At 67.4% G+C, this 25160-nt stretch carries 25 protein-coding genes; 9 read left to right on the top strand and 16 right to left on the bottom strand.

All coding sequences use genetic code 11. The annotated features are described in order from the left end of the window. Nucleotides 1-42 precede the first annotated feature (42 nt). The 9 genes from AB0N61_RS17095 to rpsA all read right to left on the bottom strand — a co-directional run bounded on the left by AB0N61_RS17095 (nucleotide 43) and on the right by rpsA (nucleotide 10106). Nucleotides 43-1254, bottom strand: a complete 1212-nt coding sequence (locus AB0N61_RS17095; RefSeq protein ID WP_363365533.1) for an MFS transporter — start codon at nucleotides 1252-1254, stop codon at nucleotides 43-45. Then, nucleotides 1251-1850: a dephospho-CoA kinase gene (gene coaE / locus AB0N61_RS17100; protein WP_363365534.1), complete on the bottom strand. Its 600-nt coding sequence runs from the start codon at nucleotides 1848-1850 to the stop codon at nucleotides 1251-1253. The genes AB0N61_RS17095 and coaE overlap by 4 nt, the downstream gene beginning before the upstream one ends. 31 nt (nucleotides 1851-1881) lie before the next feature. After that, nucleotides 1882-2466: a CoA-binding protein gene (locus tag AB0N61_RS17105; protein ID WP_363365535.1), complete on the bottom strand. Its 585-nt coding sequence runs from the start codon at nucleotides 2464-2466 to the stop codon at nucleotides 1882-1884. After that, a complete protein-coding gene (locus AB0N61_RS17110; RefSeq protein WP_363365536.1) occupies nucleotides 2463-3767 on the bottom strand; it encodes an O-acetylhomoserine aminocarboxypropyltransferase/cysteine synthase family protein in 1305 nt (434 codons plus the stop codon). The genes AB0N61_RS17105 and AB0N61_RS17110 overlap by 4 nt, the downstream gene beginning before the upstream one ends. Further along, entirely contained in the window at nucleotides 3764-5764 is a 2001-nt protein-coding gene (gene acs, locus AB0N61_RS17115) for an acetate--CoA ligase (RefSeq protein WP_363365537.1), read from the bottom strand. The genes AB0N61_RS17110 and acs overlap by 4 nt, the downstream gene beginning before the upstream one ends. A gap of 2 nt (nucleotides 5765-5766) precedes the next feature. Further along, nucleotides 5767-6534, bottom strand: a complete 768-nt coding sequence (locus tag AB0N61_RS17120) for an ABC transporter permease (RefSeq protein ID WP_363365552.1) — start codon at nucleotides 6532-6534, stop codon at nucleotides 5767-5769. Nucleotides 6535-6623: 89 nt separating this feature from the next. After that, nucleotides 6624-7670 carry an aliphatic sulfonate ABC transporter substrate-binding protein gene (locus tag AB0N61_RS17125; RefSeq protein ID WP_363365538.1) on the bottom strand — a complete coding sequence of 349 codons (1047 nt, stop codon included), beginning with the start codon at nucleotides 7668-7670 and terminating at the stop codon, nucleotides 6624-6626. After that, nucleotides 7667-8518, bottom strand: coding sequence for an ABC transporter ATP-binding protein (locus tag AB0N61_RS17130; RefSeq protein ID WP_363365539.1), 852 nt, complete (start codon nucleotides 8516-8518; stop codon nucleotides 7667-7669). Before AB0N61_RS17130 ends, AB0N61_RS17125 begins: the two co-directional genes overlap by 4 nt. A gap of 133 nt (nucleotides 8519-8651) precedes the next feature. Continuing rightward, nucleotides 8652-10106 (bottom strand): 30S ribosomal protein S1, encoded by a 1455-nt coding sequence (rpsA, locus tag AB0N61_RS17135; protein ID WP_167942641.1) that lies wholly within the window; start codon nucleotides 10104-10106, stop codon nucleotides 8652-8654. A gap of 203 nt (nucleotides 10107-10309) precedes the next feature. Here rpsA and AB0N61_RS17140 point away from each other — a divergent pair, with 203 nt between their 5' ends. Further along, entirely contained in the window at nucleotides 10310-11245 is a 936-nt protein-coding gene (locus AB0N61_RS17140; protein WP_363365540.1) for a 5'-3' exonuclease, read from the top strand. Nucleotide 11246: 1 nt separating this feature from the next. Here AB0N61_RS17140 and AB0N61_RS17145 read toward each other — a convergent pair whose 3' ends face one another. Further along, a complete protein-coding gene (locus AB0N61_RS17145; protein ID WP_363365542.1) occupies nucleotides 11247-12233 on the bottom strand; it encodes a PHP domain-containing protein in 987 nt (328 codons plus the stop codon). A gap of 8 nt (nucleotides 12234-12241) precedes the next feature. After that, complete coding sequence (trpD, locus tag AB0N61_RS17150) at nucleotides 12242-13306, bottom strand: anthranilate phosphoribosyltransferase (protein ID WP_363365543.1); 1065 nt, start codon at nucleotides 13304-13306, stop codon at nucleotides 12242-12244. A gap of 191 nt (nucleotides 13307-13497) precedes the next feature. On the opposite strand from trpD, the gene AB0N61_RS17155 reads away from it, so the two are divergent. The 7 genes from AB0N61_RS17155 (at nucleotide 13498) to AB0N61_RS17185 (ending at nucleotide 19408) form a co-directional block, all read left to right on the top strand. Next, nucleotides 13498-14151, top strand: coding sequence for a heme-copper oxidase subunit III (locus AB0N61_RS17155; RefSeq protein ID WP_363365544.1), 654 nt, complete (start codon nucleotides 13498-13500; stop codon nucleotides 14149-14151). Between the two features lie 20 nt (nucleotides 14152-14171). Beyond that, nucleotides 14172-14975 (top strand): cytochrome c, encoded by an 804-nt coding sequence (locus AB0N61_RS17160; protein ID WP_363365545.1) that lies wholly within the window; start codon nucleotides 14172-14174, stop codon nucleotides 14973-14975. 36 nt (nucleotides 14976-15011) lie between these two features. Beyond that, nucleotides 15012-16088 (top strand): Rieske 2Fe-2S domain-containing protein, encoded by a 1077-nt coding sequence (locus AB0N61_RS17165; RefSeq protein WP_167942636.1) that lies wholly within the window; start codon nucleotides 15012-15014, stop codon nucleotides 16086-16088. Next, nucleotides 16085-17896: a cytochrome bc complex cytochrome b subunit gene (locus tag AB0N61_RS17170; RefSeq protein WP_363365546.1), complete on the top strand. Its 1812-nt coding sequence runs from the start codon at nucleotides 16085-16087 to the stop codon at nucleotides 17894-17896. Before AB0N61_RS17165 ends, AB0N61_RS17170 begins: the two co-directional genes overlap by 4 nt. A 92-nt stretch (nucleotides 17897-17988) precedes the next feature. Beyond that, the gene (locus AB0N61_RS17175; protein ID WP_363365547.1) at nucleotides 17989-18402 is read left to right on the top strand and encodes a Rid family hydrolase; all 414 of its coding nucleotides are present in this window, start codon (nucleotides 17989-17991) and stop codon (nucleotides 18400-18402) included. Continuing rightward, a complete protein-coding gene (locus AB0N61_RS17180) occupies nucleotides 18399-18902 on the top strand; it encodes a GNAT family N-acetyltransferase (RefSeq protein WP_363365548.1) in 504 nt (167 codons plus the stop codon). The genes AB0N61_RS17175 and AB0N61_RS17180 overlap by 4 nt, the downstream gene beginning before the upstream one ends. An 86-nt stretch (nucleotides 18903-18988) precedes the next feature. Then, nucleotides 18989-19408, top strand: coding sequence for a rhodanese-like domain-containing protein (locus tag AB0N61_RS17185; RefSeq protein ID WP_363365549.1), 420 nt, complete (start codon nucleotides 18989-18991; stop codon nucleotides 19406-19408). A 57-nt stretch (nucleotides 19409-19465) separates the two neighbouring features. Here AB0N61_RS17185 and AB0N61_RS17190 read toward each other — a convergent pair whose 3' ends face one another. The 5 genes from AB0N61_RS17190 to AB0N61_RS17210 all read right to left on the bottom strand — a co-directional run bounded on the left by AB0N61_RS17190 (nucleotide 19466) and on the right by AB0N61_RS17210 (nucleotide 24495). Then, the gene (locus AB0N61_RS17190) at nucleotides 19466-19900 is read right to left on the bottom strand and encodes a cytochrome c oxidase subunit 4 (protein WP_167942631.1); all 435 of its coding nucleotides are present in this window, start codon (nucleotides 19898-19900) and stop codon (nucleotides 19466-19468) included. A 3-nt stretch (nucleotides 19901-19903) separates the two neighbouring features. After that, entirely contained in the window at nucleotides 19904-21637 is a 1734-nt protein-coding gene (gene ctaD, locus AB0N61_RS17195) for a cytochrome c oxidase subunit I (protein WP_185274832.1), read from the bottom strand. A gap of 3 nt (nucleotides 21638-21640) precedes the next feature. Then, a complete protein-coding gene (gene coxB / locus AB0N61_RS17200) occupies nucleotides 21641-22540 on the bottom strand; it encodes a cytochrome c oxidase subunit II (protein ID WP_167942630.1) in 900 nt (299 codons plus the stop codon). Nucleotides 22541-22636: 96 nt separating this feature from the next. Then, nucleotides 22637-23002 (bottom strand): iron-sulfur cluster insertion protein ErpA, encoded by a 366-nt coding sequence (gene erpA, locus AB0N61_RS17205; protein WP_053096720.1) that lies wholly within the window; start codon nucleotides 23000-23002, stop codon nucleotides 22637-22639. A 71-nt stretch (nucleotides 23003-23073) separates the two neighbouring features. Next, the gene (locus tag AB0N61_RS17210; RefSeq protein ID WP_363365550.1) at nucleotides 23074-24495 is read right to left on the bottom strand and encodes a dipeptidase; all 1422 of its coding nucleotides are present in this window, start codon (nucleotides 24493-24495) and stop codon (nucleotides 23074-23076) included. 46 nt (nucleotides 24496-24541) lie between these two features. Here AB0N61_RS17210 and AB0N61_RS17215 point away from each other — a divergent pair, with 46 nt between their 5' ends. Continuing rightward, complete coding sequence (locus AB0N61_RS17215; RefSeq protein ID WP_167942628.1) at nucleotides 24542-25132, top strand: DUF3043 domain-containing protein; 591 nt, start codon at nucleotides 24542-24544, stop codon at nucleotides 25130-25132. Nucleotides 25133-25160 lie beyond the last annotated feature (28 nt).

Here is a 25160-nt window from a genome sequence, read left to right on the forward strand (position 1 = left end):
CGCTCAGTCCGCGAGGAGATCCCGGCGCAAGCGCCCATCCGCTCAGGAGCGGGTGCCCGCCGATGTGCGCAGCGCTGCGACGGCCGCGGTCGCCGCGAGGCCGCACATGGCGAGGACGGCGGCGATGAACCACGCCCAGTCCGCCTGACCGAACACGATGCCGAGCACCCAGCCGAACAGGCTCGATCCCGCGTAGTAGCCGAAGTAGTAGAGCGAGGACGCCTGCGCTCTGCTGTCGGGGCCCGCCTCCACCGGCGCCCACCCCGACGCCACCGCGTGCGCGCCGAAGAAGCCTCCGGTGAACAGGAGCAGCCCGAGCAGCACGATCGGAGTGGACTGAGCCAGCATCGCGGTCGCCCCCGCGGCCATCACGGCGATCGCGCCCAGCAGCACCGGGTAGCGACCGAGACGTGAGGCGAGAGAGCCGGCCCATGGCGACGAGACGGTGCCGGCGAGGTAGGCGAGGAAGAGCAGCGTCACCACCCAGGCCGGCAGCCCGAAAGGCGGCTCGGCGAGGTGGAAGCCGAGGTAGTTGTAGACGGCCACGAACGCCCCCATGAGCAGGAAGCCCTGGGCATACAGTGCGAGCTGACGCCCCGAGCGCAGCGGCGCCAGCAGACGCGTCAGCATCCCCGGTCCGGCGTCGGCGCGGAATCGGCCCGGAACGAAACCCCGCGCCTTCGGCGTCAACCACAGGAACAGCACGGCCGCCAGCGCGCACAGCCCTGCGACCGTCCACATGCCCGCCCGCCACCCCGCCTGCTCGCCGACGATGCCGGACACGATCCGGCCCAGAAGTCCGCCCACCGTGGTTCCCGCGATGTAGCTCCCGGCTGCGGCGGCCGCGTTGCGCGGACTGACCTCTTCGCTCAAATAGGCGAGGGCGACGGCGGGCACAGCCCCGAGCGCGACACCTTCGAGCAGGCGCAGCGTCAGCAGCAACTCCATCCCCCCGCTGATCGGGGCGAGGAGCCCCAGCACGGTCGCCGTGAGCACCCCGATCGCCATCGCCTGCACTCGCCCGATGCGGTCGGCCACCATCGACCAGCGGATCACGGCGGCAGCCAGCCCGAGCGTCGCCGCCGACACGCTGAGCGCGGCGCTCGCGGGTGAGATCCCGAGAGCAGCCGAGAGTTGCGGCAGGACGGCCTGGGGAGAATAGAGCTGCGCGAAGGTCGCGATGCCCGCTAAGAACAGACCGACGATCAGGCGTCGGTATGCGGGCGATCCGGGGGCGTGACCGGTGAAGGTCACGACGTGGTGATCCGCTCCCAGAGCTCGTCCGTCTGCGCGAGCGTCTGCTCCAGCGATGTGGACGTGTCGATGACCACGTCCGCGATCGCCAGGCGGCGCTCATCGGAGACCTGCGCGTCGATGCGCTCCTGCGCCGCCTGCTCCGACATCCCACGGATCCCGACGAGCCGACGCCTGCGCTCCTCCACGGGCGCATGCGCGACGACGATGAGGTCCCACGGATCGTCGACGCGCGCTTCGACCAGGAGCGGCACGTCGTAGACGACGACGGTCCCGGGGTCAGTCGACGCCGCGTCGTCGAACCGTCGCTGCGACTCGGCACGGACGGCAGGATGCACGATCGCGTTCAGGCGTGCGAGCTGCTCCGGATCGCCGAAGACCTCGGCGCCGAGGGCGGCACGATCGAGCGAGCCGTCGGCGGCGATGACCTCTGCACCGAACGTCTCGGCGATGGCTGCGAGCACCGGGGTCCCGGGAGCCTGCACATCGCGGACGATCTGGTCGGCATCCACGACGACCGCTCCGAGCTCAGCGAGTCGTCGTGCGATGGTCGACTTGCCGGAGGCGATGCCGCCGGTGAGCGCGATGAGAGGCATCCCGTCAGTCTAAACGCGGCCGAATCGGGGATCAGCGCGCCAGCAGCTGCCGCCGGGAGCTGATGACGCCCGTGTCGAACCCGGCCAGGTGGAGGCCGCCGTGGAACCGGGCATGCTCGATCTTGATGCATCGATCCATCACCACGGAGAGCCCCGCCCCCTCGGCGATCGCAGCGGCATCCTCGTTCCAGGACCCCAGCTGCAGCCAGAGCGTCTGTGCTCCCGCCTCGATCGCTTCCTGAGCGACGCCGGGAAGGTCGTCGTGACGGCGGAAGACGTCGACGATGTCCGGGACGACCGGCAGGTCGGCGAGGGAGGCGTAGACCGGCTGACCGAGGATCTCCGACTCCCGCGGGTTGACGAGGTAGACGTCGTACGCCGTGCTGGAGAGCAGATACGTCGCGACGAAGTACGAGGCACGGGCCGGGTTGTTCGACGCGCCGACGATGGCGACCGACTTCGCGCGGCGGAGTACCCCGAAGCGCTGCTGCTGGCTGGGACCCGTCCAGGTCCGATCATCGTGATGCAGCGCGGCCCCGGGAAGGGCGCAGGCCGCAGCATCCGGCGCGCTCGGCAGGGCGCAGGCGTCGACTCCCGTGGTCTCGATTCCGCTCATCGGGTCGCTCCTGTCGCTGTCGTGAGGGCCTGATCGAGATCCCAGACGATGTCCTCGGCATCTTCGAGACCGACCGAGATGCGGATGAGGTCGGGGCGCACACCCGCCGCCACGAGCTGCGATTCGGTGAGCTGCCGGTGAGTCGTCGATGCCGGGTGGATGACGAGCGTGCGCGCGTCTCCGATGTTCGCGAGGTGCGACGCGAGCTGGAGGCTCTCGATGAGGGCCTCCCCCGCCGCGCGACCGTCGTCGGCCTTGACCCCGAAGGCGAACACGGAACCGGGCCCGAGCGGGAGATACTTCGCGGCCCGCTCGTGGTGCGGGTGATGATCGAGACCCGCCCACGTCACGTACTCCACCCGGGGGTCCGAGTCGAGCCATTCGGCGACGATCCGGGCATTCGCGAGGTGAGCGTCGATCCGCTGCGGCAGCGTCTCCACACCCTGCAGGAGGTTGAACGCCGCCTGCGGGCTCAGCGCCGGGCCGATGTCGCGCAGCTGCTCCGTGCGGAGCTTGGTGAGGAAGCCGTACTCGCCGAAGTTGTCCCACCACTTGATGCCGCCGTACGACTCGACCGGCTCCGTCATCTGCGGGAAGCGCCCGTTGCCCCAGTCGAAGGTGCCCTTCTCGATCACGACACCACCGAGCGTGGTCCCGTGTCCGCCCAGGAACTTGGTGACCGAGTGGATGACGATGTCTGCGCCGTGCCCCAGCGGGCGCGCGAGGTACGGGGTCGCGAGCGTGGCGTCGACGACCAGCGGCACACCGGCCGCGTGGGCCACCTGCGCCAGACCCTCGATGTCGGCGATCTCGCCCGACGGGTTGCCGATCATCTCCACGTAGACGACTTTGGTCTCCGGACGGATGGCCGCCGCGTAGTCGGCGGGGTCGGTGGAGGCGACGAAGGTCGTCTCCACGCCGAATCGGCGCAGGGTCACGTCGAGCTGGGTCACCGTGCCGCCGTACAGCTGAGCTGCGGCGACGACGTGGTCGCCCGCACCGACGAGAGCGGCGAACGTGATGAACTCCGCGCTCATGCCCGAGGCGGTCGCGACGGCACCGATCCCGCCCTCGAGCGAGGCCAGGCGCTCCTCGAGCGCGGCGACCGTGGGGTTGCCGATGCGTGAGTAGATGTTGCCGTACTTCTGCAGGGCGAACAGGTTGCCGGCGTCCGCGGCGTCGTCGAACACGAAGGACGTCGTCTGGTAGATCGGCACGGCCCTCGCGCCGGTCGACGCGTCGGGCGTCCCGCCCGCGTGCAGAGCTCTCGTGCGAAACCCGAAGCGGTGTTCTTCCGTCATGATGTCCTCAGTTCGTCGTTCTCGAGCACGGCGGCGATCTCGCCGACGGCCCACGGATTCTGCAGCGATGTCGTGTCGCCCAGAGGGGCAGGTGCTCGTCCGGACCGACGATCCTGCTCCGCCTCCCACAGCTGGGCGAGAAGACGACGCATGATCTTTCCCGAGCGGGTCTTCGGCAGATCCGTGACCACGACGATGTGCTTGGGCTTGGCGACGGGCCCGATGGCGGTCGCCACCTGCGACCGCAGTGCCGCAGGAGACACCTCGGACCGGCCGGAGGGCGTCACGAAGGCGACCACGGCCTGCCCCGTGACGGGGTCGCCGACGCCGGCTGTTCCCGCCTCGCCGACCGTCTCATGCGCGACCAGCGCGGACTCGATCTCGATCGTCGAGAGCCTGTGGCCTGACACATTCACCACGTCGTCGAGGCGTCCCAGGATCCAGATGTAGCCGTCGGCGTCTCTCGTCGCGCCGTCGCCGGCCACGTAGTAGCCGCCGTGCGCTCCGTGCCCCGCATAGGTCGACCAGTAGGCATCGCGGTACCGCTGCGGATTCCCCCACACGGTCCTCGCCATGCCCGGCCAGGGGCGGCGGACGACGAGCGTGCCCGACCGACCGGGAGCGACCTCATTGCCCTGGGCGTCCACGACAGCCGCGTCGATCCCGGGCAACGGCACGGATGCCGACCCCGGCTTCAACGTCGTGACTCCCGGCAGCGGCGCGATCATCGCCGCCCCCGTCTCGGACTGCCACCAGGTGTCGACGACCGGCAGCTCATCGCGTCCGAAGTTGCGGCGGAACCAGATCCACGCCTCGGGGTTGATCGCCTCTCCGACCGTGCCGAGCAGGCGAAGGGTCGAGAGGTCGTGCCCCTCCGGGAGTTCGGGGCCGAACCAGGTCATGAACGTGCGGATCAACGTCGGCGCGGTGTAGTACACCGTCACGCCGTATCGCTCGATGATCTCCAGATGGCGTTCGCGATGGGGGGTATCGGGCGTCCCCTCGTAGATCACCTGGGTCAGGCCGTTGGAGAGAGGCCCGTAGATCTCGTAGGTGTGCGCGGTCACCCACGCGAGATCGGCGGTGCACCAGTGCACGTCGTCGGGCTTCGCGTCGAAGTGCGCCCAGTGGGCCCAGTTCGCGTGGGTCAGGTATCCGCCCGAGGTGTGCACGAGCCCCTTGGGTTTTCCTGTGGTCCCCGACGTGTAGATGATGAACAGCGGATGCTCGGCGTCCAAGGCCTGCGCGATGTGGTCGGACGAGGCCGTGTCGACGGCGTCGTGCCACCAGACGTCTCGGCCGTCCGTCCACGGCACGTCCTGGCCTGTGCGCCGCAGCACCAGCACATGCTCGAGGTCGGGCAGGTCCGCTGCGGCGATGTCGGCAGTCGACTTGACCTCGGTCGCGGTGCCTCGGCGGAACTGTCCATCGCTCGTCACGAGCAGCTTCGCGCCGGTGTCGATCAGGCGGAACCGCACCGCTTCGGCCGAGAATCCGCCGAACACCAGGGAGTGCACGGCGCCGATGCGAGCGCATGCGAGCGTGATCACGACCGTCTCGATCAGCACGGGCAGATAGACGACGACCCGGTCGCCGGATTCGATGCCGAGCGCGGTCAGAGCGTTCGCGGCCTGCGCGACACGACGCTGGAGGTCTGCATACGAGACCGATTCGCGGTCCCCCGGTTCGCCTTCGAAGTGCAGCGCGATCTTGTCGCCGCGGCCGGCCGCGACGTGACGGTCGACGCAGTTGTATGCCACGTTGAGGCGTCCACCCACGAACCAGCGCGCGGCCGGAACCGCGCTGCCCACAGGCGGATCCCACTCATGTGCCGTGTGCCAGCGCTCTGCCCAGTCGAGTCGCGCCGCGGCCCGCTCCCAGAAGGCGACGGGATCGGCGGCGGCCTCCGCGTACGCCTCTTCCGCGACGTTCGCCTGCGCCGCGAACGCAGCAGGCGCGGGATATGCACGGCTCTCGTGCAGGCGTGCCTCGGTCATCGTCACATCCACCGGCGGAGCAGGTACTTCTCGACCACCACGAGGATCGCATTGGTGATCGTCCCGAGCAGGGCGAGGAGGACGATCGAGAGGATGATCCTGTCGACGCGGCCGCTGTTCTGCGAGTCGGTGAGGAGGAAGCCGAGCCCCATGGACGACGCGATGAGCTCGGCCGCGACGAGGAACAGCCATGCCTGCGCGAGCGCGAGCCGGAGACCGGCTGCGACGGACGGCACGACGGCCGGCAGCTGCACCGTGCGGAAGAGAGACCATCCGCGAAGACTGAACGATCGTCCGGCTTCGACCAACTGGGGGTCGACGTGGCGGAGCGCGGACGCGACGGTCGTGTAGACCGGGAAGAAGGCACCGATGGCGATCAGTGTCACCTTGGACTCCTCGCCGATCTGCATCCAGAGGATCAGCAGCGGGACCCACGCGAGCGACGGGACCGCGCGGACCGCCGAGAGCGTCGGACTCAGCAGCACGTCGCCGATCCGGGACAGGCCGACGATGCCTGCCACCGCGAGGCCGATGACGGAGCCGACGGCGAATCCGAGCAGCACGCGCTGCACCGAGATCGCGATGTGCGTCCACAGCGCCCCGCGCTCGGCCAGCTCCACACCCGCGGTGACCACGGATGCCGGGGACGGCAGCAGATAGGGGGCGACGAGACCGATGGAGGTGACCAGCTGCCAGGCGCCGAGGATGAGGATCGGCAACAGGAGGCCACCGAGGACGCGAACCATCGGTCGATCCCACGCGTGACGCACACCGGCTCCGTCGCGGCGTCGGCCCGCGCGCGCCGTGTCGATCGCGTCAGGCGTGTCCGCGGACACCGCCGTGCGCTGGTCCGAGATGGTCACTCGCCTCCGACCGCCTTCTCGGCGAACGTGGCGTTGATGATCGAATCGAGGGCCTTCTCGACAGATGCCTCGCCGCCCTGGACGTCTCCGGACTCGACGAGCACCGGCGCGATCTTCTCGAGCACGGCGATCTGTGCGTCGCCGGGGATGCCGCTGACGTCGAGGTTCGATCGCTCCTCGATCACGGTCGTCGCGACCGCGGGATCGATTCCCGCGACCTCCGCCAGCAGCGCGGCGGTCTCGTCGGGGTTATCGAGGGCCCACTCACGCGCCTGCTCGTACGCGTCCACGACCGCCTGCGCGAGGTCGGCGTGGTTCTCGATGAAGTCCTCCGTCGCGTTGAGGAATCCATAGGTGTTGAAGTCCACGTTGCGGTAGATGAGCTCGTCGCCGGACTCCACCTCGGCGGCGGCCATGATGGGGTCGAGGCCGGCCCAGGCGTCCACCGAACCGCTGTCGAGAGCGGCGCGACCGTCGGCATGCTGAAGGTTCTGCACCTCGACGTCGTCGACCGAGAGCCCCGCTTCCTCGAGCGACTGGAGCAGGAAGAAGTAGGGGTCTGTTCCCTTCGTCGCGGCGACCGACTTGCCTGCGAGATCCTCGACCGAGGTGATGTCGCTGTCGGGACCGACCACGATCGCCGACCACTCGGGCTGCGAGAAGATGTCGATGACCTGGATGGGCGAGCCGTTCGAGCGGGCGAAGAGCGCCGCGGAACCGGCGGTGGAGCCCACGTCGATCGAGCCGGAACGCAGCAGCTCGTTCGCCTTGTTGGAGCCGGCGGACTGCACCCACTCGACCGCGACGTCGTCACCGAGGATGTCCTCGAGGATGCCCTGGTCGCGGATCACGAGGCTGAGGGGGTTGTAGGTCGCGAAGTCGATGGAGAGCGTGTCTGCGGACCACTCGTCTGTCGCCGTCGTCTCGTCGGAGGACGAGTCCGAGGCCGTGGCGTTCTCTCCGGCGACGCATCCGCTGGCGACGAGCATCATCGTCCCGGCGATCGCGATCGTGGGGATGATTCGGCGGGTGATGGTGCTCATCGGGTCTCCTCGGTGGCGGTGCGGTGGTGGGTGTCGACACCGAGTCCTTCGAGGAGCTCGGCGCGGAGGTCGGCAAGACCGCGGTCGGCGCGGTCCCGGGGTCGGACGCCCGGCACGGTGATCGCGCGCACGATGGACGGCGCTGTCGTGTCGGCATCACCGAGAGTGCGCAGCAGCAGCACACGATCGGCGAGATAGAGGGCCTCTTCGACGTCGTGGGTGACGAGGAGGACCGTGGTCGGCTCAGCCGCGTGGATCTTGAGGAGCAGGTCATGCATGCGCAGCCGGGTGAGCGCGTCGAGCGCCCCGAACGGCTCGTCCAGCAGCAGCACTCCCGGGTTTCGAGCCAGGGCGCGTGCGAGCGACGCGCGCTGCGCCATGCCGCCCGACACCTCACGCGGGCGCTGACCGGCAGCCTGCTCGAGGCCGACGAGCTCGAGCAGCTCGCGCACACGCTCGCGTCCTTCTCGGCGGGCCGTCCCCCGCGGGAGACCGAGCTCGATGTTCTGGGCGATGGTCCGCCACGGCAGCAGGCGCGGCTCCTGGAACGCGACGGCGGTGCGCTCGTCGACGTCAGCGACGTTCGTGTCCTCGATGCGGATGCTGCCGCCCGTCGGGGCGTCCAGCCCTCCGACGAGTCGCAGCAGCGTCGACTTGCCGCATCCGGACGGTCCGACGATCGCGACGATCTCGCCCGCGGCCACGTCCACGTCGACCCCGCGGAGGACTTCACGACGACCCCGGGAGAGCGCGAAGCTGCGATCCACTCCCTTCAGGCGCACCGGCTGCGCGGTGCCGGCGATCGCCGAGGCGCCGGCCGAGGAGGGCGCTGTGAGCAGAGAGGTCATGACCCCATGCTGGCCAAGCCTCAGGAATGTGACGAATGCAGGCGTAATGTTCGGTCACGTTGGCCCGTCGACGGGTGGAGACGCAGAACGGGCCGCCATCCCGAAGGATGACGGCCCGTTCAGAGCATGATGCTTAGGAGTTGCCGCCCGAGAGCTTCTCGCGCAGAGCCGCGAGTGCCTCGTCGTCAGCGAGCGTGCCCGCGCCTGCGGCCTCGCTCGAGAAGACCTGGCCGCCGAAGTCGTCGCCAGCGGCCGCCTCGGCCTCGGCTGCCTTGGCAACCTGAGCCTTGTGGGCCTCCCAGCGTGCCTGGGCCGCAGCGTACTCCTGCTCCCATGCCTCGCGCTGGGTGTCGAAGCCTTCCTTCCACGCACCGGTCTCGGGGTCGAAGCCCTCCGGGTACTTGTACTCGCCGGCCTCGTCGTACTCGGCGAGCATGCCGTAGAGAGCCGGGTCGAACTCGGTGCCGTTGACGTCGACGGCCTCGTTCGCCTGCTTCAGCGAGAGCGAGATGCGGCGACGCTCGAGGTCGATGTCGATGACCTTGACGAAGACCTCTTCGCCGACCGACACGACCTGCTCGGCCAGCTCGACGTGCTTGCTGGAGAGCTCGGAGATGTGGACGAGGCCCTCGATGCCGTCTGCGACGCGAACGAACGCACCGAACGGAACGAGCTTGGTGACCTTACCCGGCGTGACCTGTCCGATCGCGTGGGTGCGGGCGAAGACCTGCCACGGGTCCTCCTGCGTCGCCTTCAGCGACAGGGAGACGCGCTCGCGGTCGAGGTCGACCTCGAGGATCTCGACGGTGACCTCCTGGCCCACCTCGACGACCTCGGAAGCGTGCTCGATGTGCTTCCAGGACAGCTCGGAGACGTGCACGAGGCCGTCCACGCCGCCCAGGTCGACGAACGCACCGAAGTTGACGATCGACGACACGACACCCTTGCGGACCTGACCCTTGTGCAGGTTGTTCAGGAACGTGGTGCGCGACTCCGACTGCGTCTGCTCGAGCAGCGCACGGCGGCTGAGCACGACGTTGTTGCGGTTCTTGTCGAGCTCGAGGATCTTGGCCTCGATCTCCTGGCCGAGGTACGGCGTGAGGTCGCGGACGCGACGCAGCTCGATGAGCGACGCCGGGAGGAAGCCACGGAGGCCGATGTCGACGATGAGTCCGCCCTTGACGACCTCGATGACCGTACCGGTGACGACGCCGTCGTTCTCCTTGATCTTCTCGACGTCTCCCCACGCACGCTCGTACTGAGCACGCTTCTTGGAGAGGATCAGACGGCCTTCCTTGTCCTCCTTCTGGAGAACCAGGGCCTCGACCTCGTCGCCGACCTTGACGACCTCGTTCGGGTCGACGTCGTGCTTGATCGAGAGCTCGCGCGAGGGGATGACACCCTCGGTCTTGTATCCGACATCGAGGAGGACCTCATCGCGGTCGATCTTGACGATCGTGCCCTCGATGATGTCGCCGTCGTTGAAGAACTTCAGGGTCTTCTCGACCGCGGCCAGGAAGTCCTCAGCAGATCCGATGTCGTTGATGGCGACCTGCTTGGTGGCCGGGGCGGTCGTTGCGGTAGTCATGTAGTGGGTTGTCCTTGTGAATGGAGACTCGGGCTGCGAGCTCCGGCCGCGCACGGCCGATCGCGAGCTCTGCAGCGATTGATTGGTTTCTGCCTCCCGGGCATGCATAGGCATGCCACGAGTGACAGTCAAGGCTATCAGATCCGGAGACGATATGCAGGACTCGATACCGTCCCCGTCCGCCGCGCTGACAGACTGTCTGCATGCCCCGCGCCGACAAGCTTCTCCTGCTCGACACCGCAAGCCTCTACTTCCGGGCCTTCTATGGCGTGCCCGACAAGGTCACGGCGCCGGACGGCTCCCCCATCAACGCCGCACGAGGACTCCTCGACATCATCGCGAAGCTTGTGACCCTGTACGAGCCGACACACGTGGTCGCATGCTGGGACGACGACTGGCGCCCTCAGTGGAGGGTCGACCTGATCCCCAGCTATAAGGCTCACCGCGTCGTCGAGGTCGTGCCCGCGGGCCCCGATGTCGAAGAGGTCCCCGACCCGCTCGAGGCGCAGATCCCGCTCATCCGCGAGACGCTCGGCGTTCTGGGCATCCCGATCATCGGTGTGGCCGAGCACGAGGCGGACGACGTGATCGGCACTCTCGCGACGCTCGCGACCATGCCGGTCGACATCGTCACGGGTGATCGAGACCTCTTCCAGCTCGTCGACGACGCGAGAGACGTGCGAGTCATCTATACGGCACGGGGCATGAGCAATCTCGAGATCGTCACGGATGCCGTGGTCGTCGCGAAGTACGGCGTGCTCCCGAGCCAGTACGCCGACTTCGCAACGATGCGCGGCGACGCGTCCGACGGGCTGCCGGGCGTGGCAGGCGTCGGCGAGAAGACCGCGGCGACTCTCCTGCAGGCTCACGGCGATCTCCAGGGCATCCGCGCGGCGGCCGAAGCCGGGGAGGGCATGAGCGCCGGGGTCCGATCGAAGGTGCTCGCGGCCGCGCCCTACCTGGAGGTCGCACCGACCGTCGTCGCGGTCGCGACCGACCTCCCGATCACCGTGCCGGGCGACGCGCTGCGACCGCTCGACCCGGCCGAAGCGGACGCCGCGACCGCCCTCGCGGAGAGGTGGAACCTCGGCAGCTCGATGGCTCGCGCCGTCGCCGCCCTCGCGACGATCGACGCCTGACTCAGCTCGCCCAGGCGAGCAGCCGGTCGAGACCCCAGGTCGTGACGATGCGCGACGCGGGCACCCCCGCCCGCTCTGCGCGCTCGGCGCCGTGGTCGAGGAGCGAGAGCTGGCCCGGTGCGTGCGCATCCGAGTCGATCGAGAAGAGGCAGCCGGCCTCGAGGGCGATCGCGATCAGATCGTCAGGCGGGTCCTGACGCTCAGGTCGCGAGTTGATCTCCACCGCGACTCCGTTCTCGGCGCATGCGGCGAAGACGGCACGGGCGTCGAACTGCGACTCCGGCCGCGTGCCTCTCTCCCCCTGCACGAGCCGACCGGTGCAGTGCCCGAGCACGTTCACGCGCGGGTGCGTCACGGCGGCGATCATCCGGGCGGTCATGGGTCGCGCGTCCATCCGCAGTTTCGAGTGGACGGATGCGACCACGATGTCGAGCTCGCCGAGCAGAGCATCCTCCTGATCCAGCGCGCCGTCTTCGAGGATGTCGACCTCGATGCCGGCCAGGAGCGTGAAACCGTCCGACGATTGCGCCCTCACGAGCGGCACCTGCTCTCGCAGTCGCTCCGCCGAGAGTCCGCGGGCGACGCGCAGGCGTGGGGAATGGTCCGTGATCGCCTGGTATTCGTGGCCGAGAGCGCGCGCGGCTGCCGCCATGACACCGATCGGCGTCGTTCCGTCCGACCACTCCGTGTGCGCGTGCAGGTCTCCGCGGAGCTTCGCCCTCAGCGCCGACACGCGCTCCGGCTCCACGTCGCCGCGGAGCTCCACGAGATAGTCGGGGACCTCTCCGCTCTGCGCCTGTCGGATCACGGCGAAGGTCGACTCTCCGATGCCCTTCGCCGCCCGCAGCCTCGTCGGATCCGAGCGCACATCCGCGGGCAGCTGCTGCAGGGTCGCGGCGGCCTGACGGAAAGCCTTGGCCCGATAGCGAGACGCGCGTTCGCGCTCGAGCAGCGACGCGATCTCGAGCAGGGCGGCTATCGGGTCCATCACATCTCCTATACGGATGCGAGTTCGCGGCTCACGCCGATCCACTCGTCGAGCTTCGCCCTGGCCCGACCGTCGTCGACAGCGGCGGCCGCCCGTTCGTACCCTTCGCGGAGCCGCTCGAGGATCGGCCGCTGCACCTGCGTCGCGTCCTGGGACAGCTCGAAGGCCACGATCCCGGCCGCCGCGTTGAGCAGGACGATGTCCCGCACCGCGCCCCGCTCGCCCTCGAGCGTCCTGCGCAGCACCGCCGCATTGTGGTCCGGCGTCCCACCGATCAGGTCTTCGAGGTCTGCGATCGGGATGCCGAGATCGCGAGGGTCGAGGTCGTGCTCGTGGATGTCGCCCCGAGTGACCTCCCAGATGCGACTGTGCCCAGTGGTGGTCAGCTCGTCGAGTCCGTCATCGCCGCGGAACACCAGGGCCGTGGCTCCCCGAGTGCGGAACACTCCCGTGATGAGGGGGACGCGTTCGAGCTGCGCCACACCGACGGCATTGGCCTCGGCGCGCGCGGGATTGCAGAGCGGACCGAGCATGTTGAAGACGGTGGGGACGCCGAGCTCCGCACGGACGGCACCGGCGTGCTTGAATCCGGGATGGAAGGCGCCCGCCCACGCGAAGGTGATGCCCGTCCGGTCGAGGATCGACGAGACGGCCGCTGGATCGAGGGTGAGCTCGAGGCCCAGAGCACTCAGCACGTCGGATGAACCCGAGGACGAGCTCGCCGCACGGTTGCCGTGCTTGACGACCGGGATCCCGGTCGCGCCGATGATGACCGCCGCGGTCGTCGACACATTGACGGTGCCGACCCGGTCGCCGCCGGTTCCGACGATGTCGAGGACGTCGGGCGACACGGGCAGCGGCACCGCCGCTTCGAGGATCGCGTCGCGGAAGCCGACGATCTCGTCGATCGTCTCGCCTTTGGCTCGGAGCGCGACGAGGAAGCCCGCGAGCTGCGCCTGAGTCACGTCGCCGCGCATGATCTGGCGCATGGCCCAGGTCGATTCCCAGACGCTGAGGTCACGACGCTCCAGAAGAGTGGTGAGCACGTCGGACCAGGTCAGAGAATCAGCCATGTGTGCGATCCTATCGGCGCGGGAATTCGTGCAGACTCTTCCGAACCGGGCGTCGAGGACGAATCATCCCTCGTTTCCCGCGGATTCACCGAGGATTCGCAGTGTTCTCTTAGGGTCCCCTAAGTCGATCGCGGGCGAAACCGGAGCCTCCGGTGCGAGAATCGCGCTCGCGGATCGGCCATAATGGAAGGGTGACGACCTCAGCGACGTATGCCCCGGCGGCAAGAACGATCAAGCGCCCCAACCCGGTAGCTGTCGGCACCATTGTGTGGCTCGGCAGCGAGGTGATGTTCTTCGCGGGACTCTTCGCGATCTACTTCACGCTCCGCAGCACCTCCCCCGAGCTCTGGGCCGACCGCACCGAACTGCTGAACGTCCCGTTCGCGTTCGTGAACACGGCGATCCTCGTGCTCTCGTCCTTCACGTGCCAGATGGGCGTGTTCGCGGCTGAGGACCTGCAGCCCTACCGCATCGCCAAGGGACAGAAGAACGGCGCCGGCCGCCGTCGCCTGTTCGGCTGGGGCATGGTCGAGTGGTTCTTCCTCACCTTCGCGCTGGGCGCGATCTTCGTCTCCGGCCAGGTGTGGGAATACGCACAGCTCGTCGCAGAGGGCATGCCGATCAGCGCGGACTCGTACGCTTCCGCGTTCTACCTGACGACCGGCTTCCACGCCCTGCACGTCACGGGCGGCCTGATCGCCTTCCTCCTCGTCATCGGCCGTGCATACGCCGTCAAGAATTTCCGGCACAAGGAGGCGACCTCCTCGATCGTGGTGTCCTACTACTGGCACTTCGTCGACGTCGTCTGGATCGTGCTGTTCGTCGTTATCTACTTCCTGAAATAAGAGCGGAGCTGATCCCCGAGATGGCACGAGAGAAGAAGCGCCGTTCGACTGGCCGTCGCAGCCCACTGGCTGCGGCAGCCCTCATCGGAGCAGGCCTCATGATCACCGGCGCCGTGTACGCCGGGACGTCCGCAGCCTTCGCTGCGACCGACACCCAGACCACTGCGGCGAGCACGCTCACGGTCGAGGACGGCGAGAAGCTGTTCACGGCCAACTGCGCGACCTGCCACGGTCTCGACCTGCAGGGCACGCCGAACGGACCGAGCCTCTACGGCGTCGGCGAACTCGCGGTCGAGTTCCAGATGTCGACCGGTCGCATGCCTCTGCAGATGCAGGGACCGCAGGCGCCTCAGAAGGAGCCGCAGTTCACCGAGGAGCAGATCCTCGCGATCTCCTCCTTCGTGCAGGACTCCGCGCCCGGCCCCACCTTCCCCGAGGAGCACATCCTCGACGGAGAGGGTGACGTGGCCAACGGCGCCGAGCTGTTCCGCGTCAACTGCGCGATGTGCCACAACGTGGCAGCAGCCGGAGGAGCACTCACGGAGGGCAAGTACGCCCCCGCACTGACCGAGACCAGCGCGCTGCACATGTACGCGGCCATGGTCACCGGCCCCCAGAACATGCCCGTCTTCGGCGACATGAACCTGTCGGACGAAGACAAGCGCGACATCATCTCGGCTCTGCTCTACCAGCAGCAGTCCGTGCAGATCGGCGGTTTCTCGCTCGGTTCGCTCGGTCCCGTCTCCGAGGGCCTGTTCGTCTGGATCTTCGGCATCGGCGCGCTCGTCGCCATCACCGTGTGGATCACGGCGAAGTCCAACTGACGCTTATTCATCGAAGAGGAACGTACGAGGAGCACCATGGCACACGACGACGACTCGCAGGCTCTTGACAGGGCCTACCAGCCCTCTCCGGGGCTGGGTGTCGCAGTCAGCGATCCCGTGCAGAACCCGGGGCTGCCGCCGCACCGCGCGCGGATGACCGACAAGGACCCGCGCGCTGAGAAGGCTGCAGAGCGCACGGTCTACACGCTGTTCTATCTCTCGCTGGCGGGAAGCATCTGGGCGGTCGCCGCCTACATGCTCTTCCCCATCGAGAGCGGCGCGCTCATCGACATCCGTCAGAACAACCTCTTCATCGGTCTGGGCATCGCACTCGCACTGCTCTCGATCGGCATCGGGGCGATCCACTGGTCCAAGGCGCTGATGAGCGACAAGGAGCACATCGAGCACCGTCACCCCACCCGGGGCAAGGACTCGACCCGAGAGGCCGTCGTCGAGGCGTTCGCCGCGGCGAACGAGGAGTCCGGTTTCGGACGACGCACGATGATCCGCAACTCGCTGTTCGCGGCGATCGTGGCCTCGATCATCCCCGGAGTCACCCTCTTCCGCGGCCTCGCTCCGCACAGCACTCCCGATGACCCGACAGCCGGCGACCCGGTGACGCTGCTGAAGCACACCATGTGGGAGAAGGGTCAGCGGCTCGTCCGCGACCCCGACGGCACGCCCATCCGCGCAGCGGACGTGACTCTCGGATCCGCGTTCCACGTGATCCCCGAGGACCTCGCCGAGCTCAGCCACCACGACGGCTACCTCGAGGAGAAGGCGAAGGCCATCGTCCTGATGATGCGTCTGCGCCCCGAGCAGCTCATCGAGGCCGAAGACCGCAAGGACTGGTCGTACGACGGCATCGTCGCGTACTCGAAGGTCTGCACGCACGTCGGATGCCCGGTGGCATTGTACGAGCAGCAGACCCACCACCTCCTCTGCCCCTGCCACCAGTCGCAGTTCGACGTCACGGATCACGCCAAGGTCATCTTCGGACCGGCCGCGCGCCCGCTGCCGCAGCTGCCCATCACCGTCGACGACGAGGGCTACCTCGTCGCACGCAGTGACTTCACCGAGCCCGTCGGCCCGAGCTTCTGGGAGCGCCATTGAGCACCGCAACGCTGTCCAAAGAGGACAAGGACAACAAGGCGCCTCTCGGCGGCCGATTCGTCGGCGCCGCGTCGAACTACATCGATGAGCGCACCAGCATCTCCGGCTTCATCAAGGAGCTCGGTCGCAAGATCTTCCCCGACCACTGGTCCTTCATGCTCGGCGAGATCGCGCTCTGGAGCTTCGTGGTCGTGTTCCTCTCCGGAACCTTCCTGACGTTCTTCTTCCAGGCCTCGATGGTGGAGACGCACTACACCGGCGCCTACGCACCCATGCGCGGCATCGAGATGTCGGCTGCTCTCGAGTCGTCGCTGCACATCTCGTTCGACCTCCGCGGTGGCCTCCTGGTCCGCCAGATCCACCACTGGGCCGCGCTCGTCTTCGTCGCGGGAATCGGCGTGCACATGCTGCGCGTCTTCTTCACCGGCGCATTCCGCAAGCCCCGCGAGCTCAACTGGGTGATCGGCTTCGTGCTGTTCGTCCTCGCGATGGCCGAGGGCTTCACCGGATACTCGCTCCCCGACGACCTGCTCTCGGGTAACGGTCTCCGCATCATCGACGGCATGATCAAGGGCATCCCGCTGATCGGAACCTGGACCTCGTTCCTCCTCTTCGGCGGCGAGTTCCCCGGCACCGACATCGTGGGCCGCCTGTACACGCTGCACATCCTGCTGCTTCCGCTGCTGGTGATCGGCCTGATCGCCGTCCACCTCATGCTGATGATCGTCAACAAGCACACGCAGTTCGCCGGCCCCGGCCGCACGAACGACAACGTCGTGGGCTACCCGATGATGCCGGTCTACATGTCGAAGATGGGCGGATACCTGTTCATCGTCTTCGGCACGATCGTGCTGATCGCGACCTTCTTCCAGATCAACCCGATCTGGAACTACGGACCGTACGACCCCTCCCCCGTCTCCGCCGGTACGCAGCCTGACTGGTACATCGGATTCGCGGACGGTGCTCTGCGCCTCGCTCCGTCCAACCTCGACGTTGTCTTCCTCGATCGCACCTGGTCGTTCGGAATCCTGCTGCCGCTCGTCGTACTCGGGCTGTTCATCGTGCTCGTCGCGATCTACCCCTTCATCGAGGCGTGGATCACAGGAGACAAGCGCGAGCACCACATCGCTCAGCGTCCGCGCAACGCGGCCACCCGCACCGCCATCGGCGTCGCCGGCGTGATCTTCTACGCCGTCCTGTGGGCAGCAGCATCGTCCGACCTGATCGCCACGCACTTCATGCTCACGATGGAGGGTGTCATCCACACTCTCCAGGCGCTGCTCTTCATCGGCCCGGTGCTCGGCTACTTCGTCGCCAAGCGCATCGCGCTCGCCCTGCAGAAGAAGGACCGCGAGATCGTGCTGCACGGATTCGAGTCCGGTCGAATCGTCCGCCTCCCCGGCGGCGAGTTCATCGAGGTGCACCAGCCGGTCGACACGTACGACCGTTGGAAGCTCATCGACGTCGACAACTACGAGCCTCTGGTCGTGCGTCCGAACGCGAAGGGCCGCATCTCGTGGACGGAGAACCTCCGCTCCTCGATCTCGCGCTGGTTCTACGAAGACCGTCTCGCGCCTCTCACGCAGGCAGAGGTCGAGGCTGCGGACGCTCACCAGCACCACGTCACCGCTCAGAACGATGAGACCGAGGCCGCCGAGATTCAGGGTGCTCACGAGCGCGCAGGATTCCCGGACGCACCGCTCACCGTCAGCGAGACGCACGTCGACGAGACGCCGAACACCCCCAGCACGGTCATCGCGACCGAGCCGGTGAAGAAGCCTCGCAAGAAGTCGGAGGACGACGAGTAACGTCGGCGCTCCCCGAAGAAGGCCCTGTCCGTCGCGGACAGGGCCTTCTTCATGTCCGGGAGGCTCCCAAGGAGAGCTGAAAGGATCATGACATGAGCTCCGCAGTCCAACTCATCCGATCCGTCGACCTCGCAGCCGCCCCCTATGCGCACGCGGCGACCGCCCCCGCCGGCACCCGACTCGTCTTCCTCGCGGGCGCATGCCCGCTCGAGGACGACGGCACGACCACAGCGCCCCGAGACTACGCCGCGCAGGCGGCACGTTGCGTCGAGACGCTCGAGATCGCGCTTCGCGCGAGTGGTGCGGCCCTGACCGATGTCATCAGCACCCGGGTGCTCGTGGCCTCGTCGTCTCAGGCAGATCTGGTCACGGCGTGGGACGTCGTCCATGCGGCGTTCGCCGGCCATGACGTGCCGAGCACACTCATGGGCGTCACCGTGCTGGGGTACGACCGGCAACTCGTCGAGATCGAAGCGATCGCTGCGATCCCGGAGGACGCACGATGAGCGCGGTGATCAGACCGGCCACCACCGCCGATGCAGAGGCTCTGTGCTCCATCGAGACGCAGGCCGATGCGCTCCTGATCGACAGCCTGGGGGCGTCTGACTGGCCACCGGCGGCGAACGGAACGGAACGCCTCGCAGGCACGGGCTTCGTTCTCGTCATCGAAGAGGCAGTCGGCTCCTCCCCCGTGGGCTTCGTGCACGTTCTGGACGCCGACGGCCATGCGCACCTGGAGCAGCTGTCCGTTCTTCCTGCCGCCGGACGTCGGGGGTTCGGACGCCGACTCGTCAGCGCCGCACTCGATGAGGCGCGCGCCCGCGGATACACGCGCATGACTCTGCGCACCTATGCCGAGATCCCCTGGAACGCGCCCTTCTACTCATCCTGCGGGTTTCTCGAAAGCATCCCGGAAACACCGTTCCAGAGGGGTCTCGTCGACACGGAGAGCTCGCTCGGCCTCGACCGATACGGACGACGTGTCCAGATGACAACGGAACTCTGATCCCTCGGTCTCATATTGGCGGAATCCCGTCCCTCGTCGTCCTGATGACGACGGCGTGAGCTGACCGTGCTCCTTAGGCTGAGGAGATGATCGATCGCGCTGACTACTACGCCGCCAAACTCACCTACGAGACCGACGCGAGCGACGTGTACGCCGCTCTGCGGGCCGGAGAGGACGTCGTCGTCATCGATGTTCGTTCCGACGAGGCGTGGGCGCAGGGGCGCGTCGCAGGGGCTGTGCACATGCATTACAGCGAGATCGTGAGTCGCGCTCCCGCCGAGATCCCTGCCGAGGCCGCCGTCGTGGTCTATTGCTGGAGCCCGGGGTGCAACGCCGGCGCCAAGGGGGCTCTCGAGTTCGCAAAGCTCGGATACGACGTTCGAGAGATGATCGGCGGTTTCGAGTACTGGGTCCGCGAGGGCTATCCCGTGGAGGACGCCGACGGGGTGCACCGCCGGCCTGTCGACGTCCTGACCGGGATCGCCCGGGTCCGTACACGCGCATAGGCGCGGACATGCAGAAAGCCCCTGGGAAACGATTCCCAGGGGCTTTCGACGTGCGGATCAGCGGGCGAAGTTGCCGCGGTAGTACTCGTACACCCATCCGACGATCGCGACGACGAAGATCGACAGACCGATCGGCAGGAGGAAGTGGCCTACGGCCAGTCCGACGACGAAGACGCCGGCGGAACCCGCGAGGACGATCGGCCACCACGACCAGGGGCTGAACTCGCCGAGCTCGGGGTCGCCGTCGTCGATGTCGCTCGTGAGGATGTCCTCAGGAAGCTCGCCGTTCTGAGCCTTGTGCGTGCGGTCGAGGTAGAACGCGATCATCGCGCCCATGAAGGCGGCGAAGAACAGTGCCACAGTGCCGACCCACTCGATCCGTGCGGCGAAGTTGTCCGACGGGGTGGCGAGGATGTGCCAGCCCGTGTAGACAACGCCGACAAGGGCGAAGAAGGCGGTCAGGACCCACCAGAGGATGACGTTGTCGCGCATGGCTCAGTGGCCCTCTCGCTCGCCGGGTGCGGCAGGAGTGAACTCCGCCGCCTCGGGGTGGTTCAGGTCGAACGCAGGACGCTCGCTGCGGATACGCGGGATCGATGTGAAGTTATGACGCGGCGGCGGGCAGGACGTCGCCCACTCGAGCGAGGAACCGTAACCCCACGGGTCGTTGACCGTGACCTTGGGCGCCTTGCGAGCCGTGATCCAGACGTTCAGGAAGAACGGCAGCATCGATGCACCGAGGATGATCGCGCCGATGGTCGAGACCTGGTTGCCCCACGTCCATCCGTCTTCCGGCGAGTAGTCCGCGTAGCGGCGCACCATGCCGTCGACGCCCAGCCAGTGCTGGATGAGGAACGTCATGTGGAAGCCGATGAACAGCATCCAGAAGTGCACGTAGCCGAGGCGCTCGTTCAGCATGCGTCCGGTCCACTTCGGCCACCAGAAGTAGAACCCGGCGAACATCGCGAACACGACGGTGCCGAAGACGACGTAGTGGAAGTGAGCGACGACGAAGTACGAGTCGGACAGGTGGAAGTCCAGCGGCGGAGCCGCGAGGATGACACCGGTCAGACCGCCGAAGACGAACGAGACCAGGAAGCCGAGTGCGAACACCATCGGCGTCTCGAAGGTCACCGATCCACGCCAGAGCGTGCCGATCCAGTTGAAGATCTTCACACCCGTCGGCACCGCGATGAGCATTGTCATGAGGGCGAAGAACGGCAGCAGCACCGAACCGGTCACGTACATGTGGTGAGCCCACACGGCGACGGACAGGGCAGCGATCGCGATCGTCGCGTAGACGAGGGTCTTGTATCCGAAGATCGGCTTGCGGCTGAAGACGGGGAAGATCTCCGAGACGATGCCGAAGAACGGCAGCGCGATGATGTAGACCTCAGGGTGACCGAAGAACCAGAACAGGTGCTGCCAGAGAAGGACGCCACCGTTCTGCGGGTCGTAGATGTGAGCGCCCAGGACGCGGTCGGCGCCGGCGGCGAAGATCGCGGCGGCGAGCACCGGGAAGGCCATCAGGATGAGGAGGCTCGTGATGAGCGTGTTCCAGGAGAAGATCGGCATGCGCCACATCGTCATACCCGGAGCGCGCATCGTGATCACCGTGGTGATGAAGTTCACCGCACCGAGGATGGTTCCGAAGCCCGAGATGCCGAGACCCAGCATCCAGAGGTTTCCTCCGGCACCCGGCGAGAAGGAGGCACTGGCGAGCGGCTGGTAGGCGAACCAGCCGAACGACGCCGCACCCTGCGGGGTGAGGAAGCCGGCTACGGCGATCGTCGAGCCGAAGAGGAAGAGCCAGAAGGCGAAGGCGTTCAGACGCGGGAACGCGACGTCCGGTGCGCCGAGCTGGAGCGGCAGGATCGCGTTGGCGAACCCGGCGAACAGCGGGGTCGCGAACATGAGCAGCATGATCGTGCCGTGCATCGTGAAGAGCTGGTTGTACTGCTCTTTGGTCGGGATGATCTGCATTCCCGGAGCGAACAGCTCGGCACGGATGACGAGGGCCATCACGCCGCCGAGGAGGAAGAACAGCACCGAGGCGATGAGGTACATGTACCCGATCGTCTTGTGGTCGGTGGAGGTGATCCACTTGACGACGATGTTGCCCTTCTGCTCGACACGGGACGAGCTCATCAGAGCGGCCTGTCGTGCGGGCAGGGTGGTGGGTCGAGAGCGAGGGGCCTCGTCGGTGCGGGGGGCTTCTGTGGTCGACATGGCTTACTCCTCTCCTTCCTCGGAGGTCGGGGCGGTGGTCCCCGGGTAGTTCGACAGACGGTCGTACGCGTCCGTGATGTCTCCCGTGTTGCCTTCCTCCTCGAGAGTCTGGAGGTAGGCGTCGTACTCGTCCTGCTCGACGACCTTGACGTTGAAGAGCATCATCGAGTGGTACTCGCCGCACAGCTCGGCGCACTTGCCGGCGTACTCGCCGACTCGGGTCGGAATGAAGGACCAGGAGTTGTCCTTCCCGATGTACATGTCCTTCTTGTAGAGGAAGTCGATGATCCAGAACGAGTGGATGACGTCGCGGGACTGCAGGTTGATCGTCACCTTCTGGTCGACCGGCAGCACCAGCGTGGGGAGCTGGGACTGGTCGATGGTTCCGTCGGCATCAGGCTGAGCCTGGATTCCCATGGTCCAGACGGCGTCGGAGTTGTCCTCCTCTTCGCCGTCGTACTGGAAGTCCCACGCCCACTGCTTGGCGATGGCCGTGATCTCGACGTCGGGCTCATCCCATTTCGTCTCGATCGCGGCCTGATCACGGGCGGTGAAGAAGAACATGCCCAGCACGAGGATCAGCGGCACGACCGTGTAGAAGATCTCGATCGGCATGTTGTAGCGCATCTGCACGGGGAGCCCGGTCTGGCCCTTGCGGCGCCGGTACGCGATCGCGGCCCAGGCCATGAGGCCCCAGGTGATCACGCCGACGGCGAGGAGGACGATCCAGGAGTTGACCCAGAGAGACGACACGCGCTCGGTCTGGTTGGTGGCTGCAGGCTCACCCTCCACGAAGCCCGGGAGGTAACCGTTCAGCTCGGTGGCAGTACATCCCGCCAGGGCCACGGCTGCCGCTACTCCCAGGGGGAGAGCGGCCCAACGAAGGCGGCGTTTCGAGGGCACGATGCACCTTTCAGATTGCGGACAGGGCACACCCAAGTCTAGGGCAACCTCACACCTGATTCATGCCAACCACGCAGGTTGGCGCGAGGGTTCGGATCAGTGGAAGCTGTCTCCGCAGGCGCAGCTGCCAGCGGCGTTGGGGTTGTCGATCGTGAAGCCCTGCTCCGAGATCGTGTCCTTGAAGTCGATCGAGGCGCCGTCGAGGTACGGAACGCTCATGTTGTCGATGATGACCTCGACGCCGTCGAAGTCGACGGTCTCGTCGCCCTCGAGGAATCGCTCGTCGAAGTACAGCTGGTAGATCAGGCCGGAGCATCCGCCGGGCTGGACGGCGACGCGCAGGCGCAGATCGTCGCGGCCCTCCTGCTCGAGGAGGTTCTTGACCTTCGTGGCCGCGGCATCGGTCAGCTTCACGCCGTGCGCCTGGGTGGTCTCTGCTGAGGTCAGTGTGGTGTCGCTCATGTCGCTCCTTGGGACGGGCCGCGCTCGCACGGCTGGTATCTCGATTTTACCCTCAGGCTCGCGGATGAGGCTCAGATGATGATGTCGTTCATGCGCGAGAGCAGCAGAGCCTCGGTCGCGACGGCGTGACGGAACGTGTCGAGGTGCAGTGATTCGTTCGGGCTGTGGGCACGGGAGTGCGGGTCCTCGACGCCGGTCACGAGGATCTGCGCCTCGGGGAACTCACGCACCAGGTCGGCGATGAACGGGATGGAACCGCCGACGCCGAGATCCACGGGCGCCACGCCGTACCCGGAATGCATCGCATCGCGGGTGAGCGCGACCGCCCAGCCGCTCGTGTCGACGAGGAAGCCGTTCCCCAGATCGACGTCGGTGAAGGTCAGCTCCGCGCCGAACGGGGCGTTCTCACGCAGGTGCGCCTCGAGAGCGGCGTACGCCTCCTCCCCCGTCTGGCCGGGCGCGACGCGCGCGCTCACGACGACAGTCACCTCGGGAAGAAGCGTGTTCGACGCCGCCTCGACGCTCGTGGCATCGATGCCGATGACGGTGACCGCCGGCTTGTTCCAGATCCGGCTGAGGATGGTGCCACCGCCGATCGGAGACGTGCCGGGCAGAAGGCCGGCTTCGTCGCGGAGCGTCTCCTCGGTGTAGTCCGGCGTCGGCGCGTCGCGCTCGGTCATTCCCGCAACCGCCACCGAGCCGTCCTCGTTCCACAGCGTGGCGAGCATCCTGACCGTGGCCATCATGGCGTCGGGAACCGCTCCACCGAACATGCCCGAGTGGGATGCGTGATCGAGCGTGCGCACGCGCACGGTGAAGCGCGCGTTGCCGCGGAGCGACACCGTGAGGCCCGGGGTGACCGAATCCCAGTTGCCCGAGTCGGCGACGACGATCGCGTCCGCCCGGAGAGCTTCCTTGTTGTCGGAGAGGAACTGCGCGAAGGAACGCGATCCGTACTCCTCCTCACCCTCGATGAACATGGCGATGCCCAGCTCGAGGTCGTCGCCGATGACCTCGGCCACGGCGCGGATCGACGCGATGTGGGCCATGATCCCCGCCTTGTCGTCGGCGGCGCCGCGTCCGTACAGGCGCCCGTCGCGCACCGTGGGCTCGAACGGCGGAGTCTCCCACAGCGCGTTGTCGCCGGGAGGCTGCACGTCGTGATGCGCGTAGAGCAGGATCGTCGGCTTGCCGTTGCGCGCCGCACGCGTCGCGAGCACGGCAGGCTGCCCGTGCTCGTCGGTGCCGGGGATCGCGGCGCGCAGCACGCGCACCTCGTCGAAGACGCCGGTGGCGGACGCGAGCGCGGCGACAGCGTCGGCGCTGCGTTCGAGCTGCGTCTGGTCGAACGCGGGCCATGCCATTCCGGGGATGCGGACGAGTGCGCCCAGGTCGCTCAGCGCAGCCGGAAACCCTGTGGCAGCAGCCTCGAGGACGGCCGGCTCGCGTTCGCTGGAGAGATTCTGGTCACCGGACTGGGCAGGAGATGTCATGCGAGTAATCTTAAGGTGATCCGCCTTCACTGAACCGAGGAACCTCGTGGCCACTACCCCTGTCCCCCCTTCGACGAACGACGACCCCGCCGCCGAGACGACCGCGTCGGGCAAGGGACGCGCGACGCCGACCCGGGCCGAGCAGGAGGCTGCCCGTCGCCGACCTCTGGTCGCGAACACCAAGGAGGCCAAGGCTGCGGCTCGCGCCGAGCTGAACGAACGCCGCAACCGCGCTCAGGCCGGCCTGGCTGCCGGCGAGGAGAAGTACCTTCCGGCTCGCGACAAGGGGCCGCAGCGCCGCTGGGTCCGCGACTACGTGGACGCCGGCTGGCACCCTGCCGAATTCGTGATGGGCGTCATGGTGCTGGTCATCCTGATCTCGCTCCTCCCGGCCAATCTCGCGATCGGCGGTTTCGCCATCGCCGGTTGGGCGTACCTCGTGATGATGGCCTACCTGATCCTCGCGATCGGCGGCATGGTGCTGTTGGGAATGCGCGTCAAGCGCAAGATCGCCGCGAAGTTCGGCAAGGATCGCATGGAACGCGGTCTCGGCTGGTACGCCGCGATGCGGTCGCTGCAGATGCGTTTCATGCGCCTGCCCAAGCCGCAGGTCAAGCGCGGCGACTACCCCGCCTGATCCCAGTATCGACGAGAGAGGCGCCTCG

It is taken from the genome of Microbacterium sp. NPDC089320 (assembly GCF_040684875.1).
Classification (GTDB): Bacteria; Actinomycetota; Actinomycetes; order Actinomycetales; family Microbacteriaceae; genus Microbacterium.